Source organism: Vibrio ichthyoenteri ATCC 700023 (assembly GCF_000222605.1).
GTDB classification, from domain to species: domain Bacteria; phylum Pseudomonadota; class Gammaproteobacteria; order Enterobacterales; family Vibrionaceae; genus Vibrio; species Vibrio ichthyoenteri.
In genome coordinates, this window is sequence record NZ_AFWF01000187.1 from 1 (window position 1) to 18,961 (window position 18,961).

Annotated in this window: 14 protein-coding genes, 2 tRNA genes and 1 pseudogene; 10 read left to right on the top strand and 7 right to left on the bottom strand. The window is 45.0% G+C overall.

Translation table 11 applies throughout. The annotated features are described in order from the left end of the window. The first annotated feature begins 19 nt into the window (after positions 1-19). Both RH85_RS13015 and RH85_RS13020 read left to right on the top strand, forming a co-directional pair. Positions 20-95 (top strand) — tRNA-Gly (locus RH85_RS13015). A 31-nt stretch (positions 96-126) separates the two neighbouring features. Next, a tRNA-Cys gene (locus RH85_RS13020) sits at positions 127-200 on the top strand. 55 nt (positions 201-255) lie between these two features. Here the strand turns inward: RH85_RS13020 and RH85_RS13025 are convergent. Beyond that, entirely contained in the window at positions 256-693 is a 438-nt protein-coding gene (locus tag RH85_RS13025) for a DUF4174 domain-containing protein (RefSeq protein ID WP_006712956.1), read from the bottom strand. A 390-nt stretch (positions 694-1,083) separates the two neighbouring features. Here RH85_RS13025 and RH85_RS13030 point away from each other — a divergent pair, with 390 nt between their 5' ends. After that, the gene (locus tag RH85_RS13030) at positions 1,084-1,503 is read left to right on the top strand and encodes a nitrous oxide-stimulated promoter family protein (RefSeq protein WP_006712957.1); all 420 of its coding nucleotides are present in this window, start codon (positions 1,084-1,086) and stop codon (positions 1,501-1,503) included. A 95-nt stretch (positions 1,504-1,598) separates the two neighbouring features. Here RH85_RS13030 and RH85_RS13035 read toward each other — a convergent pair. Further along, positions 1,599-2,760: pseudogene (locus RH85_RS13035) on the bottom strand (MFS transporter). Positions 2,761-2,985: 225 nt separating this feature from the next. Continuing rightward, a complete protein-coding gene (trxC, locus tag RH85_RS13040) occupies positions 2,986-3,420 on the bottom strand; it encodes a thioredoxin TrxC (protein ID WP_006712958.1) in 435 nt (144 codons plus the stop codon). 119 nt (positions 3,421-3,539) lie between these two features. Between trxC and RH85_RS13045 the strand changes: the two genes are divergently transcribed. The 4 genes from RH85_RS13045 (at position 3,540) to RH85_RS13060 (ending at position 11,139) form a co-directional block, all read left to right on the top strand. Then, positions 3,540-4,670 carry a ketoacyl-ACP synthase III gene (locus tag RH85_RS13045; RefSeq protein ID WP_006712960.1) on the top strand — a complete coding sequence of 377 codons (1,131 nt, stop codon included), beginning with the start codon at positions 3,540-3,542 and terminating at the stop codon, positions 4,668-4,670. Between the two features lie 61 nt (positions 4,671-4,731). Beyond that, positions 4,732-5,889 carry an exonuclease SbcCD subunit D gene (locus RH85_RS13050; RefSeq protein WP_006712962.1) on the top strand — a complete coding sequence of 386 codons (1,158 nt, stop codon included), beginning with the start codon at positions 4,732-4,734 and terminating at the stop codon, positions 5,887-5,889. Between the two features lie 3 nt (positions 5,890-5,892). Beyond that, positions 5,893-8,940, top strand: a complete 3,048-nt coding sequence (locus tag RH85_RS13055; RefSeq protein ID WP_006712963.1) for an AAA family ATPase — start codon at positions 5,893-5,895, stop codon at positions 8,938-8,940. A 147-nt stretch (positions 8,941-9,087) separates the two neighbouring features. Further along, positions 9,088-11,139: an ATP-binding response regulator gene (locus RH85_RS13060; protein WP_006712965.1), complete on the top strand. Its 2,052-nt coding sequence runs from the start codon at positions 9,088-9,090 to the stop codon at positions 11,137-11,139. A gap of 9 nt (positions 11,140-11,148) precedes the next feature. Here the strand turns inward: RH85_RS13060 and RH85_RS13065 are convergent, their stop codons facing one another. Both RH85_RS13065 and clcA read right to left on the bottom strand, forming a co-directional pair. Continuing rightward, positions 11,149-12,114, bottom strand: a complete 966-nt coding sequence (locus tag RH85_RS13065) for a TDT family transporter (protein ID WP_039949026.1) — start codon at positions 12,112-12,114, stop codon at positions 11,149-11,151. Positions 12,115-12,217: 103 nt separating this feature from the next. Continuing rightward, complete coding sequence (gene clcA, locus RH85_RS13070; protein ID WP_006712969.1) at positions 12,218-13,618, bottom strand: H(+)/Cl(-) exchange transporter ClcA; 1,401 nt, start codon at positions 13,616-13,618, stop codon at positions 12,218-12,220. Between the two features lie 511 nt (positions 13,619-14,129). On the opposite strand from clcA, the gene RH85_RS13075 reads away from it, so the two are divergent. Next, positions 14,130-15,131, top strand: coding sequence for a CobW family GTP-binding protein (locus RH85_RS13075; RefSeq protein WP_006712972.1), 1,002 nt, complete (start codon positions 14,130-14,132; stop codon positions 15,129-15,131). Between the two features lie 96 nt (positions 15,132-15,227). On the opposite strand, the gene ylqF is transcribed toward RH85_RS13075, so the two are convergent. Then, positions 15,228-16,163 carry a ribosome biogenesis GTPase YlqF gene (ylqF, locus tag RH85_RS13080; protein WP_006712975.1) on the bottom strand — a complete coding sequence of 312 codons (936 nt, stop codon included), beginning with the start codon at positions 16,161-16,163 and terminating at the stop codon, positions 15,228-15,230. A gap of 362 nt (positions 16,164-16,525) precedes the next feature. On the opposite strand from ylqF, the gene katE1 reads away from it, so the two are divergent. Then, a complete protein-coding gene (gene katE1 / locus RH85_RS13085) occupies positions 16,526-18,040 on the top strand; it encodes a catalase KatE1 (protein ID WP_006712977.1) in 1,515 nt (504 codons plus the stop codon). Between the two features lie 101 nt (positions 18,041-18,141). After that, positions 18,142-18,609, top strand: a complete 468-nt coding sequence (locus tag RH85_RS13090) for an ankyrin repeat domain-containing protein (protein WP_006712978.1) — start codon at positions 18,142-18,144, stop codon at positions 18,607-18,609. Positions 18,610-18,657: 48 nt separating this feature from the next. Here the strand turns inward: RH85_RS13090 and RH85_RS13095 are convergent. Further along, a partial coding sequence (locus tag RH85_RS13095; RefSeq protein WP_006712980.1) for a hypothetical protein occupies positions 18,658-18,961 on the bottom strand: 304 nt, incomplete at its 5' end.

Here is an 18,961-nt window from a genome sequence, read left to right on the forward strand (position 1 = left end):
GTTACTTCGGTAACAAAAAGCGACACTAGCTCAGTTGGTAGAGCGCAACCTTGCCAAGGTTGAGGTCATCGGTTCGAACCCGATGTGTCGCTCCAATTTCTCATCCTTGAGGTTTTGGAACAAAAAGGCGCCTTGGCAGAGTGGCTATGCAGCGGATTGCAAATCCGTGGACCTCGGTTCGACTCCGGGAGGCGCCTCCATTCTATTTTTATCTCTATCTCAAAATACAATCCCAAGCTTTTAAACCACCATGGTTCAGATTGAACATGGGTCTTGTCGTCTTTTTTTCTCTTGTTTTCCTAAATCTGTATTATCAATCACCTGTTTTAACGTTTGCCAATCTGTACTCTTTCCCCAACGCAATTTTTCTTGTCCATCTTTATCAATCAAAATCGCCGTATGTTGATCTGAATGTATTCGATAGGCATTGAACAGCACGCCCAGATCAAAGTGCTCTTTGACCCAACCCGGCTCACTTTGTCCATCTTCAGTAATAACCAATGTGACAATGTCACGCTCCCTGAGGGCGCACTCATTCATTAAGGTTTCCAACAGAAACCGTTTAACGTGTTCATCATGCTGAGGTGAAAAGTAAATGATGCTACGGTGAGACAACGACTGAGCGTGATGAGGGTAGGCATAAGCGTGATCCAAGGGCAAACATAACACCAATAACATCCATAATCGTGACATATCAAAAACCTCTTTACCGCGCGACCACTCAGTGAGCCTAGCAGACGCAGCGCTTGTTACCTCTAGTGTAACGAGCTTGCATCAAACGAAAGCCTTGACGTCTCTATACGTTGATTATAGTGAATGAGAGCATTTGTTTGCGTGACAGCCAGACGTTGCTCAGCAAGGGAGGAGAGCTGTTGTTGATATCAAATAGCAGACCAAAGCGTCAGTGGCTGCCCTGTAGATAGATGAACGGCTAACGGTAACTAAGATCGTTTAGTCTGGCCAGTGCTGATCTGGAACCAAACTTCTGACCGCGAAATTTCTCGATTGGTGTAAAATAGCCAGAAGAGGCCATCGTATTGATGTTTGAGCGATGGGGAGTCAATTCGATAAGAGCATCTATTTATGATCAAGCCTGATTCAACCATACTGAGTGGCGAGTTATTGACAGAGTTTCGTACCGTCTCTTTTATGATTGCGATCTACTGTCGAGATCATCATCAACAGCGAGAGAAGCCTCTACAGGGGTTGTGTTGTGAATGCCACAGCTTAATGAGCTATGCTGAACAACGGTTAGATCGTTGTGCTTATGGGCAGCACAAGCCGACTTGTAATCGTTGTCCTATTCATTGTTATAAACCCGAGCCCAAAGAGCAGATGAGACAAGTCATGCGCTATGCAGGGCCAAGAATGCTGCTACCGCATCCGATGCTGGCATTACGTCATCTGTGGCATGAACGTAAAACCGTGCCCGCTAAGCCAGCAGCCAACCAATCCAATCGGCATCTTCGCATCGCAACGAAATCACACTCAGAATCGAAATAACGCAACTCACTCAGTGATCACTATCAAACGCTAAACAGCAAAAAGGGGCCTAAATAGCCCCTTCACTGTCTTTGATGTTATCCGCTTGGGCGAGCTTATTCGCCTGCCATTGCTTGGCGCTTAGTCTTGATACTGGCAAATAGCATGTAGATGCACGTCGCCATTAGAGTTGCAAATAGGTAACCTAACAGACCTTGCTCACCTAACATAAAGTGATCGGCCAGTACTGGACCTGCAACCGAGCCAATGCTGTAGCTAAAGAGCATCACTTGCGTTACCGATACGATGTACGCTGGATCAAGCTTGTCGCAGCCAAGGTTAATCGCAACAGGGTAAAGCGCGAAAATGGCCATGCCGAGTACAAACAAGCTAATACCTAACACATAAATACCATTGCCGATTGCGGTAAAGCCAATCGCCGCAACACCGAGTAGGCAGAATAGGGCCATCAGTAGCGTACGACCAAGATACTTTGATAACCATGGAACGATTGGTTGAACCGCCATGCCACCCAAGATCACCAATGCCATTAGGCTGCCTAGGTCGCCGTTATCGATGCCGCGGTTGCGTAGCTCAACAGGCATTAGGCCGTAAATAGCCCCCAAAGTCATACCGGATACAATGCAACCAATGATTGCAGCATGGTTTAACTTGCTGATTTGTTTTAGCGAAAGCGCGTGGCTTTGGCCTTCTTCTGGCTGATCGGTACGGCCAAAAGCCAGCACGATGATCGCCAATACCAAAAGCGCGATAATGGCAATAAACGGAATGCTACCTGTTACGCCTAGCGCGCCGATGCCTAGTTGGCCTAGTGAGCTACCGCCGTATAGTGAACCCATGTATAAACCAAGACGTTTAGCACGAGCACTTTCGTCGCCATGAAGTAGCCATGATTCCACGATCACAAACACACCCGCTACCGCAATACCAGCCACAAAGCGAGCAGATAGCCATGCTGGAGCATTAGCAAAAAACAGGTAATACGACAATAGTGGCGATAAACGCCAGTAAGCAGCCGATAAATGCTTTGCGGTGACCGGTTTTATTGACGATCGGTTCAAACACCATCGCGCCGACTAACAGACCTGCATAAAATACACTGGCTAACCAACTCGCAAGGGAAACGTCCAAACCATAGTGTGGAAGCATTAGCGGGATGATACTCATTAAATAGCCAGACGCCACCGCATATAAAGCAAGCGCAATTACAGGTACTGAAATGCGAGCTGGAGATGCAGGAGCAAGTGTATTTTCCAATGTCGTAGCCTCATGTTAGTAGCTCTTATCATGGAGGGATAAGAGACGAAAAAAGGGGGGAGCTGATGGGCGGACTATGGGGATTTTTTGAACAGGCGTAAAATGAAATGTTTTTCCCTTAACGATAAAAAATAATTATCGATATTGAGGCTGTATACTTATGCAGGAAAACATATGAAAAAGCCGCCAAAACAGAGGATTTAGCGGCAGTTAACATAGAATAACTTATTTTGTAATTGCTTGTGCAAGCCATTGTTCAAACTGACTTTTTGGTAGGGCGCCATTGATAAAATCGACTCTTTGGCCGTTTTTGAACACCATAACGGTTGGAATGCTTCTAATTTGGTATTGCATAGCTAAGTTTTGTTGTGCTTCGGTATCGATTTTAACGAAGCGAATTTTTCCAGATTGTGCTTTTGCAACGTCGGAAAACACCGGCGCAAATCCCACGCAAGGATTACACCAAGGCGCCCAAAAATCGATCACCACCGGCTGGTCGCTATTGAGCAGTGTGGTGAGATTTAATTCAGTGCCTTCGATAGGCGCGCCATCCAATAGCGGTTGCTGACATTTGCCACAAACAGGGCTTTCTGACACGCGTTCAACCGGCACGCGATTGACACCTGAGCAAGATGGACAACGAGTATTAAATGTAGACATGGTGACTTCTCTTCTTTTTAGTCTTTTATTGTATTCATATTGTGCAATGGCGCTCACTTGAGAGCGCTTGCCTATAGTTATACTATCTGATGAAAGATAAGAAAATACAAAGGCTCGCAATGACCATCAATAAAGCTGAAGCAATCGACATTCAAGTAAATTATGCACAACCTAACTTTGCCGAAATCACGGGCTGGGGGAAATGTTTGCCTCCGGCAACGTTGACCAATGATGATTTGAGCACCTTTCTTGAAACTTCCGATGAATGGATTCAAACGCGTACGGGGATTGAGCAGCGCCGTATTAGCCATGTAGAGACGTCAGAGATGGCGACGGTTGCTGCCAAACAAGCGATTGCTTGTGCCGGTTTACAAGCAAACGATATTGATTTGATTATTATTGCCACTTGTTCGCCTGATTCATTGATCCCAAACATTGCCTCGAAAGTGTCACAAAATCTCGACATTCAAGGCGCGACAGCCTTTGATTTGAATGCTGCTTGTACCGGTTTTGTCTATGGCTTAGAAACGGCGACTCGTCTTATTCAAGCTGGTAACTACCAACATGCTTTGGTGGTGGGGGCGGAGCGTCTTTCTTTCTATATTGATTGGACTCAGCGTGACACCGCGGTTTTGTTTGGCGATGGTGCTGGCGCCGTGGTGCTGAGTAAAACGACTCAAGCGGTGGGTTTGCAACACGCGCAGCTGGGTTGTGATGCACAAGGACGTGACATTCTCGCCGTGCCTAAATTTGGTACCTCAATGGCCCGTTTCGCTGCCGACAATGGTTATTGGAGCTTTAATTTTGTCGGCAAAGAGATCTTTAAACGAGCGGTCAAAGGTATGAGCGCTGCCGCGCAGAGCGTGTTAACACGTAGCCAACTGTCGACTGACCACATTGATGTGGTGATCCCGCATCAGGCCAATATTCGCATCATACAAACATTATGTGATATTGCAGGTATCAACCAAGACAAGGCGTTCATCAATATCCAAAAATATGGCAATACGTCGGCCGCGACAGTGCCTATCGCTTTGTGTGAGGCGATGGAACAAGACAAAATCAAAGCTGGTGACAACATATTATTAGCCGCTTTTGGTGCAGGCTTAACTTGGGGGGCTGGCCATATAAAATGGGGCGAGCGTGTCACACCACTGATGCTAAGTGACGCAGCGTTGCCTGATTGTCAGCACAGTGCGCTAGAACTACTACAAAGCGCGATCGAGCATTGTAAAAACAAATCAGTATAGATAGTTACTCAGCGGTTACAGTGATAAAATTGCGCCCTAAAATGATAACGTTAGGGCGCAAATGAAGTTCCTCCACACCTCAGATTGGCACTTAGGCCGACAATTCCACAATGTGTCACTGCTTGACGATCAGCAAGCCGTACTCAATCAAATGATTGCTTATATCGAACAAAATCCGGTCGATGCTCTAGTTATCGCCGGCGATATTTACGATCGTAGCGTTCCGCCAACCGCGGCAATTGAATTGATGAATCATTTTGTAGACAAGGTGTGTGGCGAACTCTCATTGCCGATTATTCTGATCCCTGGCAATCATGATGGAGCGCAGCGTCTTGGTTTTGCCGCCAGTCAAATGAAAGGGGCTGGTCTACATATATTGGCCAACTTTAACGATATGCTCACTCCGGTGGTGATTGAAAGTGACATTGGCGAGGTCGCGTTTTACGGCATGCCTTACAACGATCCTGAACTGGTGCGTCACTACTATCAGTCTGACACCAGCGCTCAATCGCCAATCAAAGATCACGACGATGCGCATAAGCTGTTGGCAGAGCGGATTTGCCAGCAATTCAAACCTAGTCAAAAAAACGTTCTCATCAGCCACTGTTTTGTTGATGGCGCGATCGAATCTGAGTCAGAGCGACCGCTCTCTATTGGGGGTTCGGATCGCGTTAGCCATCAACATTTTGTGCCATTTGATTACGTTGCGCTGGGCCATTTGCATCAGCCACAAAAAAAAGGTGAGGAGTATATTCGCTACAGCGGCTCACTGATGAAATACAGCTTTTCTGAGCAGCACCAAGCTAAAGGTATGACCTTAGTTGAATTGGGCCAAGACGGCTTTCAGTCGGCGACTCACATTCCACTGACCGCGCCTCATCAAATGCGCATCATTGATGGTGAAATGGAAGAGATATTGCAGCAAGGCAAGACCGATCCTAACAGCCATGACTACCTGTTAGTCAGACTGCACGATAAACACGCTATTCTCGATCCGATGGAAAAGCTGCGTCAGGTTTATCCCAATGTATTGCACCTCGAAAAACCGGGGATGTTGATTGGTGTTGAACAACAGTTGGGTAAAGCGCGTTTAGCCCGAGGCGAACTGGATATGTTTAAAGACTTTTTCCTCGAAGCCAAGCAAGACACGATGACCGAAGCGCAAGAGCAAGCGGTTAGCCAAGTTATCGAACAACTGACCCGCCACAAGGATGCCTAATCAATGACACCATTAAAATTGACCATCCAAGCCTTTGGTCCTTTTGCGGGCAAAGAAGAGATTGATTTCACCAAGCTAGGTCACGCGCCGCTTTTTTTGATCAATGGCCCAACCGGTTCGGGTAAAAGCTCGATCTTAGATGCGATCTGTTTTGCTCTGTATGGTGAAACTACCGGCAGTGAACGTACTGGCGATCAAATGCGCTGTGACCATGCCGCACCAGATTTGGTCAGCGAGGTGAGCTTTGAGTTTTCGCTTGGTAACAAACAATATCGAATCGAACGTTCTCCTGATCAAATGATGCCGAAAAAACGTGGTGAGGGTCTGACGAAAAAAAGTCACACCAGCACCTTGTTTCAAATTGAGGCTGGGCAAGAGATATTACTGGCGAATAAGCCGACGCCTGTTGGCAAGGCGATCGTTGAAATTATTGGATTGGACGTCAAACAGTTCCGCCAAGTCATGGTATTACCACAAGGTAAGTTTCGTGATTTGCTGATTGCTAACTCGAAAGAGCGTGAAGTGATTTTTGGTCAGCTATTTCAAACTCATATTTATGCTTCGATTGAAAAAGCCTTGTTTGAAAAAGCGGCCCATATTCGCCGTTCTAAAGATGAATTTGATAACCAAATCAAAGGGGCTTTAGATGTGGCCTCGGTGGCGAGCGAAGAAGAGTTGAATGAGCAGCGAGTGGCATTAAAGCCGAAAATGATCGAGGCGGAGCAACAACTTGAGCTGGCAAAACACCAATTAGATAGTGCGCAGAATCAATTTAAATCCGCTTCAGAGTTAAGTGGCAAGTTTGCCAAACGCCAAGCTCTGCAGCTGGAGCAACAACAACATCTTGCCAAGCAGCCAGAGATGGATCAGTTGATGCTACGCCGCAAACAGGCGCAACAAGCTGAGCTGTTAAGTGTGCCATATAGTCAGCAAAGCCACGCCAGCGGCAAAAATAATCATGCGCAAGGCGAAGTCATCCGCACTGAACAGCAGCTTAGTGTCGCCCAGCAGGGGCTTTCTCAAGCTCAACAGATTTTCGAGCAAGCAAGCCAAGCCGCTTTAGTCATTCCTCAATTGACGCAAAGCTTATTTAAGCTGAGCGAGATTGCTAAACGCCTACAAGAGCGGGATAAACAACAAACGAACCTGAACCAAGCAGAACGAGTCACCGCTCAACATCAGCAGCAGCTTGAGATCCATATTCAGCAAGGTGAACAACTTGCAAAGCAGCTGCAGAACCAGCAACTTGCGCTGCAAGAGGCTAAAGAGCAGCAGCTTGGCTTACCAGCAAAACAAGAAGAGTTGAAGCAAGTTACCAAGCAGATCAGTACCCATCAAGAGTTGCTGAAAACTCAACAAGCAGCGCAACAATTTCAGGCATTTTTGCACACCAAGCAGACTGAGTTTGATGAGGCGAAGCTGCGTACTGATCAGGCGCAACGTGATGCCGACCAACTAGAATATTACTGGCATAGCTCTCAAGCCGCGCAACTGGCGAAAACACTGCACTTAGGTGAGCCTTGCCCTGTGTGTGGCAGCAAAGAACATCCACAACCGGCGACGTTCGCTGAACGTGAGGTGAGCAAAGCGGAAGTTGATCAGGCTCGTCAAATTCAACAGCAATATCAACTGCAGCAAGAACAATTTGCTCAAGCACTGCAGCAGGCGCAAATGGACGTAGCAAAAGTTGAACAGGCCGTATTAGGCTGGCAAGCACAACTTGGCGATTCACCCTGCTCGGCCGAAGCGCTCAATACTCAGGCAATGGCGCTCCAGCAGCAGATTACGCAGTTGCAAGCGATAAACCTTGAGCATCTTAACCATGCTCAGGCGACAACAGAGCAACAAATTGATCACAGTAAACAGCAATATCAAAAGCTAGAGAAACAGCTTGATGATGCCAAACAACAGGCTGCGACGATACGCGGCACGCTCAATTCCCTCATGCAAGATATCGCGCCAAACGAACAAGATATCGTGGCGGTCACCAGTGAAAAGCAACGTATTGAACAACAATTAAATCAATTGCAGCAACAAGAGCGTCAAGCCAAAACGCAGTTAGATCATACGCAAACACAACAAGTTGCCGCTTACACCCAATGGCAAGAAGCAGAGAAACAAAGTGTTAATGCCACTCAAGAGTGGCAGCTCGCCCAAGATGTTTGGCGTAATGCATTAATGCAGAGTCCTTTTGATGATGAAAAAGGCTACTTGATGGCGAAACTGGAACCGCAGCAAGTAGAAGCGTTTGAGCAGACGCTTAATCAATACGCAGAACGCGCTTCAAGTTTAGAAGGGGCATTAAGTACCTTAGAGCAAGATTTAGCGGGTAGCGATTTGCCTAATATTGAATTGCTTGAGCAGCAAACAGAACAAGCAAATGGCGTTTATCAGAGCCGTTTGGATGCTAAGAGCCAGCTCCAGTCAATTCTGGCTAACCTCGATAAGGTCGCGTCGCGCCTAACTGAGCTTTATCAGCAAAATGCCGCGTTGGAAAAAGAGTATCAAGTGTTTGGTACATTAAGCGACATTGCCAACGGTCGCACCGGTTCAAAGGTGAGCTTACATCGTTTCGTGCTGGGTGTTTTGCTCGATGATGTGCTTATTCAAGCGTCACAACGTTTACGAGTGATGAGTAAGGGACGCTACGAACTGCGCCGTAAAGAAGATCGCGCGAAAGGTAATGCGGGCTCAGGGCTCGATTTGATGGTTGAGGATGGATACTCCGGTAAATGGCGTGATGTTACGACGCTGTCGGGTGGTGAGTCCTTTATGGCCGCGCTAGCTCTCGCGCTGGGTTTGTCCGATGTGGTGCAATCATACAGTGGCGGCATCAGGCTGGATACTTTGTTTATTGATGAAGGCTTTGGCAGCTTAGACCCTGAATCACTCGATTTGGCCATTCAGACATTAGTGGATTTACAGCAGGGTGGTCGTACGATTGGTTTGATCTCCCACGTTAGTGAATTAAAAGAACAAATGTCGTTAAGAGTGGATGTCGTGGCAGAGCGAAATACCAGCCATATTAAGTTGTACGGCGCAAACGTCTAAGCACAATACCCAGCGATGAGTTCGTTACTTGTCGCTGGGAACAGTTTTTTTCTGATAAATTTCTCAAATCGTCACTAATTAATTAAACTATCGATACGCAGTTGGCTCAGCCGCATTAATGAGTCAAAAATCGATATGAGAAAAATAATGAATTCGGTTCGTAAGGTATATCAGTACGCAGAACCCAACTTAACCGTTATTGGTTGGATGGGGTTATTGGGTTACCCCGCTTACTATTATGTGTGGGCACAACTCTTTCCACAAAGTTACGAATCTCTGCCACTGCGTTTGTTCTGCTCAGCACTGTTTGCAGTGATTGCTTTGCGTCATTACGTACCCAATTATCTTCAGCGTTATCTGCCGCTTTATTTTTCGATCTGTGTTCCTATCTGTTTGCCGTTTTTTTTCTCGTACATGATGTTTAAGAACGATTGGTCTACTGTGTGGGTGATGTCCTTTATGGCAGCAATCCTCATTCATGTATTACTGGTTTACCGAACGATACTCATGTTGCTGCAAACTTGTACGGCGATTTGCGCCTCACTGCTGCTGGTCTATGGCGCCAATATTGATGTTATTGCCAATCACGTCGTATGGCCTTACGTACCGATCTTTGCTTTTACCTATACCTTTGGCAACGTGTTCTACCTGCGCAGCCAAACTGAATATCAAAGTCAGGTTTCTCTAGCAAAATCTTTTGGTGCAGGCATTGCCCATGAAATGAGGAATCCGTTAAGCGCAATTAAGGCTTCGTTAGATGTATTGGAATCACTATTGCCAAAACAAGCGGCTGATAAAAATGGGCCCAATACCCTGAAATTTGACCAACAATCGTTAGTTTTGGCGACGGAAGTGATTAATGATGCCAATGAAGCGATTCGCAGTGGTACGGAAACCATCGATCTGTTGCTCACCTCGATAGATCAGAACCGGATTGCCAATGCGACATATCGCAAGCATTCAATGCGTGAAGTGGTTGAAAAAGCATTAGCCAGTTTCTCCTATCCAAGTAAAGTGGACAAAAATTGCGTATCGATTTCGCTCGAGCAAGATTTCTTCTTTTTTGGCAGTGATACGCTACTTAAATACACCTTGTACAATTTGCTTAAAAACGCGTTTTACTACGGTATACGTGACAATTTCACTATCTCAATCGAGCTTAAGCGATGCAACGGCGTCAATCTCTTAGTTGTGCATGATAATGGTGTTGGTATGAGTGCCGATGTGCGTAAGCATATCTTTGAAGATTTCTATACGCATGGCAAAGCAGGGGGACATGGGTTAGGTCTGCCGTTCTGTTTTAAGGTGGTCAAAGCGATGGGAGGGGAGATCCGCTGCCGTTCTGAGCTTAATGCCTATACCGAATTTACTCTCTCACTGCCGCCTTATAGCTCTGTCGCGGTTAATAAAATCAAACTGGATATGATGAAGGCTAAGTCCGTGCTCTATATTGGCGCGTCGAGCGTACTCAAGAGAACCTTGGACGAAAGCGCGTTTTATCAAGGCTTTAAGTTGACATTTAAGACCCTTGAGAAAGCGCTTGAATGCGAAGAGTACGAGTTTGAGTATGATGTGATCATGGTGGATATTGACAAAAAACTGGTCAAACAAACTTGCCTTGAAGCTCTGGAGATGAAATTCAGCTTTACTCAAGCGCGAATCGTGTACTTGTATGATAAAAACTCAGTTTATAGCTATAACATTGAACGTAGCGTAGAGTTTTATCCGGTTGAAAAACGTCAACTATTAACTCAATGTGTTCAAGTGATGGACCAGTTGTGTTTTGAATCGCCACAAACCAGTCGCAAGTTAGATCAACATGAGCAAAGTTACCGCGGTAAAACATTGCTGATTGCAGATGATAACCAATCTTTTAGAGCCTACACCGCAATCTTGATGCAGCAATATGGGTTCCATGTCTTGCAAGCGCAAAATGGGCAAGAGGTATTGAACTTGTTAACCCAAGTGCCGGTTGATTTGATTGTGATGGACATCGAAATGCCCATTTTGGATGGTGTTGCCGCCGCAAGAGCGATTCGAGCCAAAGAAAGCGCATATGCGATGACGCCGATCATCGGTTATACCGGTGATTCATCCCACAGCATGGCGGAGCGAATCCGATCGGCGGGCATTAATGATTATCTGGTTAAGCCTGCCAACAGTGAGCGATTGCTAAAAAAAGTCTCTCACTGGCTCTAGCTACCGGTATTACGATTTTAGATCTTGGCGGCGAAACCCTTCAGGAAAGTACATTTTGACATAACCGATTGATACCCAAATGACTAATAGAGTGGCAATCGATAGTTCAAATAAACCAAAATCATGCAGCCAGTGCCAGCGCGGATGATATTGCTCAAAAAAGGTGGTTAAGCGATGCATTGCGACCGCGCTGATCACGGATGGGAAGGTGACTGCAGCAATGGACGGCTGGAACTTCAACCGCATCAAACGTAAATAACAAAGATAAATCATTAACGTCATGGTGATTGCAATTCCTGCCAGAGCGCCAGTAAGAATTGGATCGGGTTGTTGGAAATTAACCAGATAAGTCGCCAAAGTCAGATTGATCGGCGCCGCCATGATCGCAAGGGTTGGGCGAGCTCGACGCGGCAACATGCCTTCAAACACCAAGCGATAAAGCACCAGTGGCAGCATGAAGAAGTAAATCGTAATACAAATGTTGACCAAGGTTTCAGAGAAAAGCGTATGGCCAAATTGGGTGCCAGCCAGTGAGCTACTGATAAGCCCGACGGGATACAAAAACCAACTCGGTACAATGTTGGACATTTTGAAATTGGTTAACTGGAAAGCAAAAAACAGCACCATCATGGTGACATGCAACAGTAACGCTGCGAACCAGATGGGGTAGGCGATGATAGGCGAAATCACGGCCAAATAGTCACAAAGGATCAGTAACGCCATACTCATTGGCGCCATTAAGCTGCCACTGAGAGGGTGGCGCAGATCGGCAATAAAGATCTTTGGATGGGAGAAATACTTGATTAATACCGGCGCAAGTAATAACGCGCCCAAGCCCGCCAGATAAGGTCGAATAACTTCGCCAATTTCAGGGATATAGAGTGCCCAAGCATGACCAAGGCCAATCATACCAAGAGCCAACGCTGCCTGAGAAGGGGGAACGTTTTGAAATTGTGTCAGCCTTCTCCAGTTCAAGCCGAACTCCTAACTAATTGACCATAAATGCGCAAATGATGCTTAAGGGGTTTCCCTTTAAGAGGCGCAGATAATATCAAGCTCGGCGGTGACGATGCAATTATCAATTACCATCGCGTGGTAAGTCTTCTTGTCGTAACTTCTCATTTTTCACTGTACGGTGGAGCAATTGGCTGTAAATCGGCTGTCCTCCCAGCATTTGCGCGAAAATAACCGCACCTAAGCTGGTAATAATGAGTGGTAGAATCAAGTAGTAGTTATTGGTCATTTCAATTACCAATAAAATACCGGTAATGGGTGCTCGTACTGTACCGGCAAATAGTGCGCCCATCCCCGCGATGGCAAACATGCCAGGGGTGATGGGCAGTTCAGGAAACAGATGCTGCGCGGCAATACCAAAGGCGTAACCAAATAAAGTCCCTAATGCCAACATTGGAGCGAAAATGCCTCCCGGCGCACCTGAGCCAAAACAGAGTAAGGTGGTGACAATCCGACCAACAAACAACATCAATAACAAACCTGCACTGTAGTCGCCATTGGTGATATCGGGGATCAACGCGATGCCACCGCCGGTTAGCTCAGGCATATAGAGCAGCATCAAGCCAAAGCAGCCACCGAGTAAAGAACCGGTGATCAGATAACGTTTACGATCGTTTTGGTGCAAGCGGACAAAGGTGTCTTGTGAGAACGTCACTAGGCGATTGAACACAACACCGAAAATGCCAAATAACGCGCCCAAGACCAAAAACAGCCATAAGGTGTTGAGCTCAGGAGATTGGTATTGCGGCATGGTGATCACCGCGCTTTGGCCGTTGATGTAACGAAAAACGATGTTGGCGGATACCGCAGAAATGATTACCGCGCGAATCGAGATTAACGAATAACGAAATTGCGGGCGCATCTCTTCGACCACAAACATGATCCCGGCCAGAGGGGCATTAAATGCTGCTGCCAAGCCGCCAGCGGCGCCGGAAGCAAGCAAAGAGTGGCGAGTATCATCATTTTTGACGCGGAAAATATCCGTTACCATACGCCCAATCGCGCCCCCCATTTGCACCGTTGGCCCTTCACGACCCAGCACCATGCCGGAGCCTAGTGCGCCCATGCCGCCAAAGAATTTCACTGGAAGAACCCGCCACCAACGAACTGGGCGAATACCATCCATTGCTCCTTCAATTTCAGGAATCCCAGAACCCGCAGCTTCAGGGGCAAAGCGGTGAACCAAAAAGTAACCAACAAAGGCTAATGCGGCACTAATAAGAAAAGCGGCGAGCCATAAAGGCAGCGCACTGCCAATTTCGGTTTTTAACCACTCTGTACGTGTTTCAGAAACAAACTGTACGGCATGTTCAAAGTAAGTACCTACCAACCCAGCAAGGACTCCAACCACCAATGACATCAACAACACCGGGATCGGCGTGGTGTCTTTCGAGAGAAACTGGTTAATCGCATCTTTAGGCATTTTGGCTAGAAACGATTGCTTAATTTTCTCTCTTTTAGTCATGGAATTTCTTACCTCTTCGCTAGGTGGAACGTAAAATACTCTTGAATTGGATGCTAAAATTATACGCCCTTACATCTCTAACTATAGCGATAAGAATGCAATATTGATTTCCATATTTGAATTTTTGTCTGCCATAGCTATTAATGTGCTTGGTTGCGTATTTGATGGGGTTTTTAGCTATAAATCACATTTTGAAACTTGCGCTTTCGCTAAATTGAGCCATATTTAAGGTGTAAGGCAATGTGAACCAATTCGCATGGAGGAATAAATGCCTTACCTACAATTTGGATGGAATCAACAAATCATTTCTATAGCCTCGTTTAATATCAGAATGCATCTATAGACACTCTGATTCGCAAACTCACGATTGAGTAACGAGGGATAAGGCGCACTTACGGTGCGCCTTTTGTCGTTTATCACTCCGAGTCGCCGCGAGTTTAGCCACTAGAGAGGCTGCCACTCTTCGTCAGTTAAGGGTATAATTTCCCGACTATCAGTTCGGAGAATCGCAATGACATTACGAGTGCCAACCAATATCATCACTGGCTTTCTAGGGGTTGGTAAAACCACTACTATCTTGAACCTACTGAAAAATAAACCTGAAAACGAAAAGTGGGCCGTATTGGTTAATGAGTTCGGTGAAATTGGTATTGATGGCGCGCTATTGACTGACCAAGGTGCACTGATCAAAGAAGTACCAGGTGGATGTATGTGCTGTACTGCGGGTGTACCAATGTCGGTCGGTATCAACGCGGTCTTACGCCAAAAGCCAGATCGCTTGATCATTGAGCCAACGGGACTTGGTCATCCTAAGCAAGTTGTCGCAACGCTGACTTCCGAGCAGTATCAAAATTACGTTGACCTGAAAGCAACCATCGCTTTAGTTGACCCGCGTAATTTACTGATTGCAAAGTACACCTCGAATCAAAACTTCAATGATCAGTTAGACAGTGCGGATGTGGTGGTCGGCAACAAAGTGGATTTGTGCACGGTGGCCGATATCGATGCATTTAACGATTGGGTTACTAACCAATCGCCGGCAAAAATTTTCAGCAAGCTGGTTAAGCAAGGTGACTTGCCATTAGAAGTGTTGGATATTGAACGCGTACATGGCAGTGCATCCAGCCATATAGAGCACCACCACCATGATCACGCCAGCCAAGAGCCGCAATTTGAATTGCCACCGGGCGAAGCATTTATCCGCCGTGAAAACAAAGGGCAGGGCTACTTTAGTTGTGGTTGGTTATTTGGCGCTGAATATGAATTTGATTTTGATTTGTTATTTTCAATGTTGTCGGATCTAACCGCAGAGCGCATCAAAGCAGTAGTGAATACAGACCAAGGCACTTATGCGTTTAATGTTGCCAATGGGGTTGTCTCGGTTAACCAGATGAGCTTGTCAGGTTTTGAATCACGCCTTGAAGTGATTGATTCACAGCTCATGCCTTGGGATCAGCTAGAAACTATTTTGCTGAAATTGTGCGGCATTACACCATCTGATTGCGACAAATAGCGTCGGGCTATTTTGCCTAGATAAAAAGAAAGGGTGACGTGAGGTCACCCTTTTGCTTATTCAGAGATCGCGACGCTATCTCGCGAGAATCATCAATTAACGTTTGTTTTTTAAGTAACGCTTACGACGCTCTTCTTTCTTCTTAATTTTTTCTTCAAGCTTACGCGCTGTCTCAATCTCAACTTGCACCAGCTCTTCGGTGATCATCTCTGGGCGTTCAAGAGTGATTTGGCCAAGAGTACCGCCACGCAGTTCATGCAGCAGAATTTCAGAGGCTTTGTGTAAATCAACACGACCACCAGAGCGCAGAGCTCCGCGGCGACGGCCAATCTCTTCCATTAGCTCAACATCGCTTTCAGGCAACTCTTCGATCTGGTAACGCTCTTTAAGTCTTTCTGGATACGCTTGTGCTAGGTATTCCACAGTGTAGAAAGCCACTTCATCATATTCCATTGCCGTATCTTTTACAGCACCTGTTGCCGCGAGGCGGAAACCACTGTGTGGGTTCTCTACTTTCGGCCACAAGATTCCCGGAGTATCAGACAAAACCACGCCATTTTGCAGGTTGATACGTTGCTGACGACGTGTCACTGCCGGTTGGTTACCTGTAATGGCGATAGTACGGCCTGCAAGGGAGTTAATGATGGTCGATTTACCCACGTTAGGAATGCCCATGATCATGGTGCGAATGTTTTTACCAATCTCTTCACGATGGGGCGCCATTTTACGGCACAATTCGAGAATCTTTTGCACTTCTTGCGGCTGTGACGTAGTGATCGCCATCGCTTTCACGTTTTGTTCTTTTTCCAAATGCTCAATCCAAAGTTGAGTCATTTCAGGATCAGCAAGATCGCGCTTGTTCAGTACCTTAATCACTGGTTTTTCGCCCCGTAGCTCGGAGATCATTGGGTTTTCGCTACTAAACGGAATACGAGCATCGAGCACTTCGATGATGACATCGATTTGAGGGATCGCTTCTGCAATCTCCTTCTGTGCTTTGTGCATATGGCCAGGGAACCATTGAATAGACATGAAAATAACCTTGTTTTCTGATTTTGAGCTAATTGTAAGGGGAAATAGCACAGAGTAAAGGATTGAGTCAGTAAAGATCACGAATCTCACCTTAAATCCACAAACCTCGGTGATTGATTCAACTTTGATGTCTAGGGAGAGGGGGGCGAAGTCAGCGCAGACTAATGCTACTGATTGAGTTCATAGCGTGTTATTCATAGGGTTAAAATTTTAGATTAATATAGGATTAACCGATTGAACTAATAGGTATTTACAATTAAACAAACAATTCGAATAAATATATAGTCTTTGAGGGCAGAAAAGAGCTTTTGTATATCCATTGATTAAGTCGATTAATGGATAGCACGCATTGGAGATCAACCATGCAGATGTCAAAAAGCTTTTTATTAATTACAGTTGGTATTGCCAGTACCTCTCTACAAGCTCAAACGCTAACAAGAGATAATGGCGCACCAGTCGGCGATAATCAAAATTCAATTACCGCAGGTGAAAACGGCAGTGTCTTACTGCAAGATGTCCACCTGATTCAAAAGTTACAACGTTTTGCCAGAGAACGTATTCCTGAACGCGTCGTTCATGCCAGAGGTACCGGAGCACATGGTGAATTTGTAGCATCGGATAACTTTAGTGATTTTACGCTATCTGATCCTTTTTCAAATAAAGGGAAGGTTACCCCAGTATTTGTTCGCTTTTCAACGGTTATTCATTCCCAAGGGTCACCAGAAACACTTCGTGATCCACGAGGTTTTGCTACTAAATTTTATACTGAACAAGGTAACTGGGATTTAGTCGGTAATAATCTACCTGTATTCTTTATTCGTGATGCAATTAAATTTCCGGATATGGTTCACTCATTGAAGCCATCACCCGTTACAAATGTTCAAGATCCAAACCGATTTTTTGACTTTTTCAGCAATGAACCAAGTGCGACAAACATGCTAACTTGGGTTTACAGCAATTTAGGTACGCCGGCAAGTTATCGAACAATGGATGGCTTTGGTGTTCATGCCTATAAGTGGGTAAATAAACAGGGTGATGTCAATTACGTTAAATTCCAATGGAAGAGTCAACAAGGGATTGAGAATTTACGTCCAAAGGATGTTAGTGAGATGCAGAGTAAAGACTTTAATCATCTAACTAACGACTTGTATGCTGAAATTGGGCGAGGAAACTTCCCTAAGTGGGATCTTTACGTAAAACTGCTGACACCTGAAAGCTTAAGTAAGCTTGATTATAATGGGTTGGATGCTACGAAAATATGGTTGAATGTGCCGGACCGAAAAGTAGGGACGATGACGCTGAACCGCCTCCCTGAAAATTTCTTTTTAGACACAGAACAAGCGGCATTTGCGCCTTCTAATCTTATACCAGGTATAGAGCCATCAGAAGATCGTTTGCTTCAAGGAAGATTGTTCGCCTATGCGGATACTCAATTATATCGTCTAGGTGTGAATTTATTCCAACTTCCAATAAACAAATCGTTAAATCAAGTTGTCAATCACAATCAGAATGGAATGAGTAATAATGAGGTTACGCAAAGCGGTGATGTCAACTATGAGCCAAGTTTACTGTTAAAACTCGGTCAGGATAACCAATCTAAAGCTGTACAAACCAAGTTGTTTGGAACTACCCAGCAAAAAGCGATCACTAACCCACGCAATTTCTATCAAGCTGGTGTTCAATATCGTGCCATGAACGAACGAGATAAAAAGGATTTAATAGAAAATCTTGCTGGTGACTTAAATAAAGTAATGGATAAGGACATCCAAACAACGATGGTGAGTTATTTTTATCGTGCAGACAAGGAATACGGAACACGTTTAGCAAAAGCGACAAATACTGCTCTCTCATTAGTAGAAAAGAAAGCGGCTATGTAATTTGCAAGTTTTGGCCTACAGAAGGATTTAACTGCTCTTTTCTGCCCGAAAATCAGACCTTCTGTAGGCCATTTTAGCAGTTATTAAAAGAGAATAAATAAATGAAAAAAATAACTAAGATTAGTTCGTTTATCTTTTTACTTAGTATGTATTTGGTTTTAATGGCTTCTGAACAAAAGTTCGAAGAAGAATATCAAGCAATTGTAGAGCTGTATTTCGATGCGGCACGGATAGGAAACAATGAAGTGATCGATATGTTTTTATCTGAAGGGTTTCCAGTCGACCAACGTAATCAACAGAGTTACACCGCATTAATGGTAGCGGCATATCAGGGAAACCAAGAAACGGTTAGATTGTTACTTGCTTCCGGTTCTAATCCGTGCTTACAAGATAAACGAGGAAATACGGCTTTGATGGGGGCATTGATTAAAAGAGAAATAAGCATTGCGAAGGATTTGTATGTATCTGAATGTTCTAGCGAGATCAGAAACAAAGCGGGCTTGAATTTACATGAGTTCGCAAAAATATTTGGTCAAAGTGATGTGTTAAAAGATTTAGCAAAAAAGTAATATCAGCTAGGCCTGTCTATACTTTTTATAGACAGGCTTAAATAATGGTTAGATCAATTTTGCATCACAGCTTTCGTTAATGGATTCTGCGATTAAGACAGATAGGAACGCAAATCGTCGTCTGTCGAGTATTTTAGCTATTATTTTTTTCTTACCACTTAAACCGAAGTGCTTAGAATAAACTTTTATTTCAATTATTTCACTCTTTTCAAATTTGTAAACATTTTCCTTGAGTAAGTGTTTAGCTTCCTTTTTTATTAAACCCAGTTCTAGCAATTTATTAATTATAACTGTATCTAATTTGTTCTGATTTGTCATGTTCATTCTTCTTAGGCGAAATTTTTTTATTGTA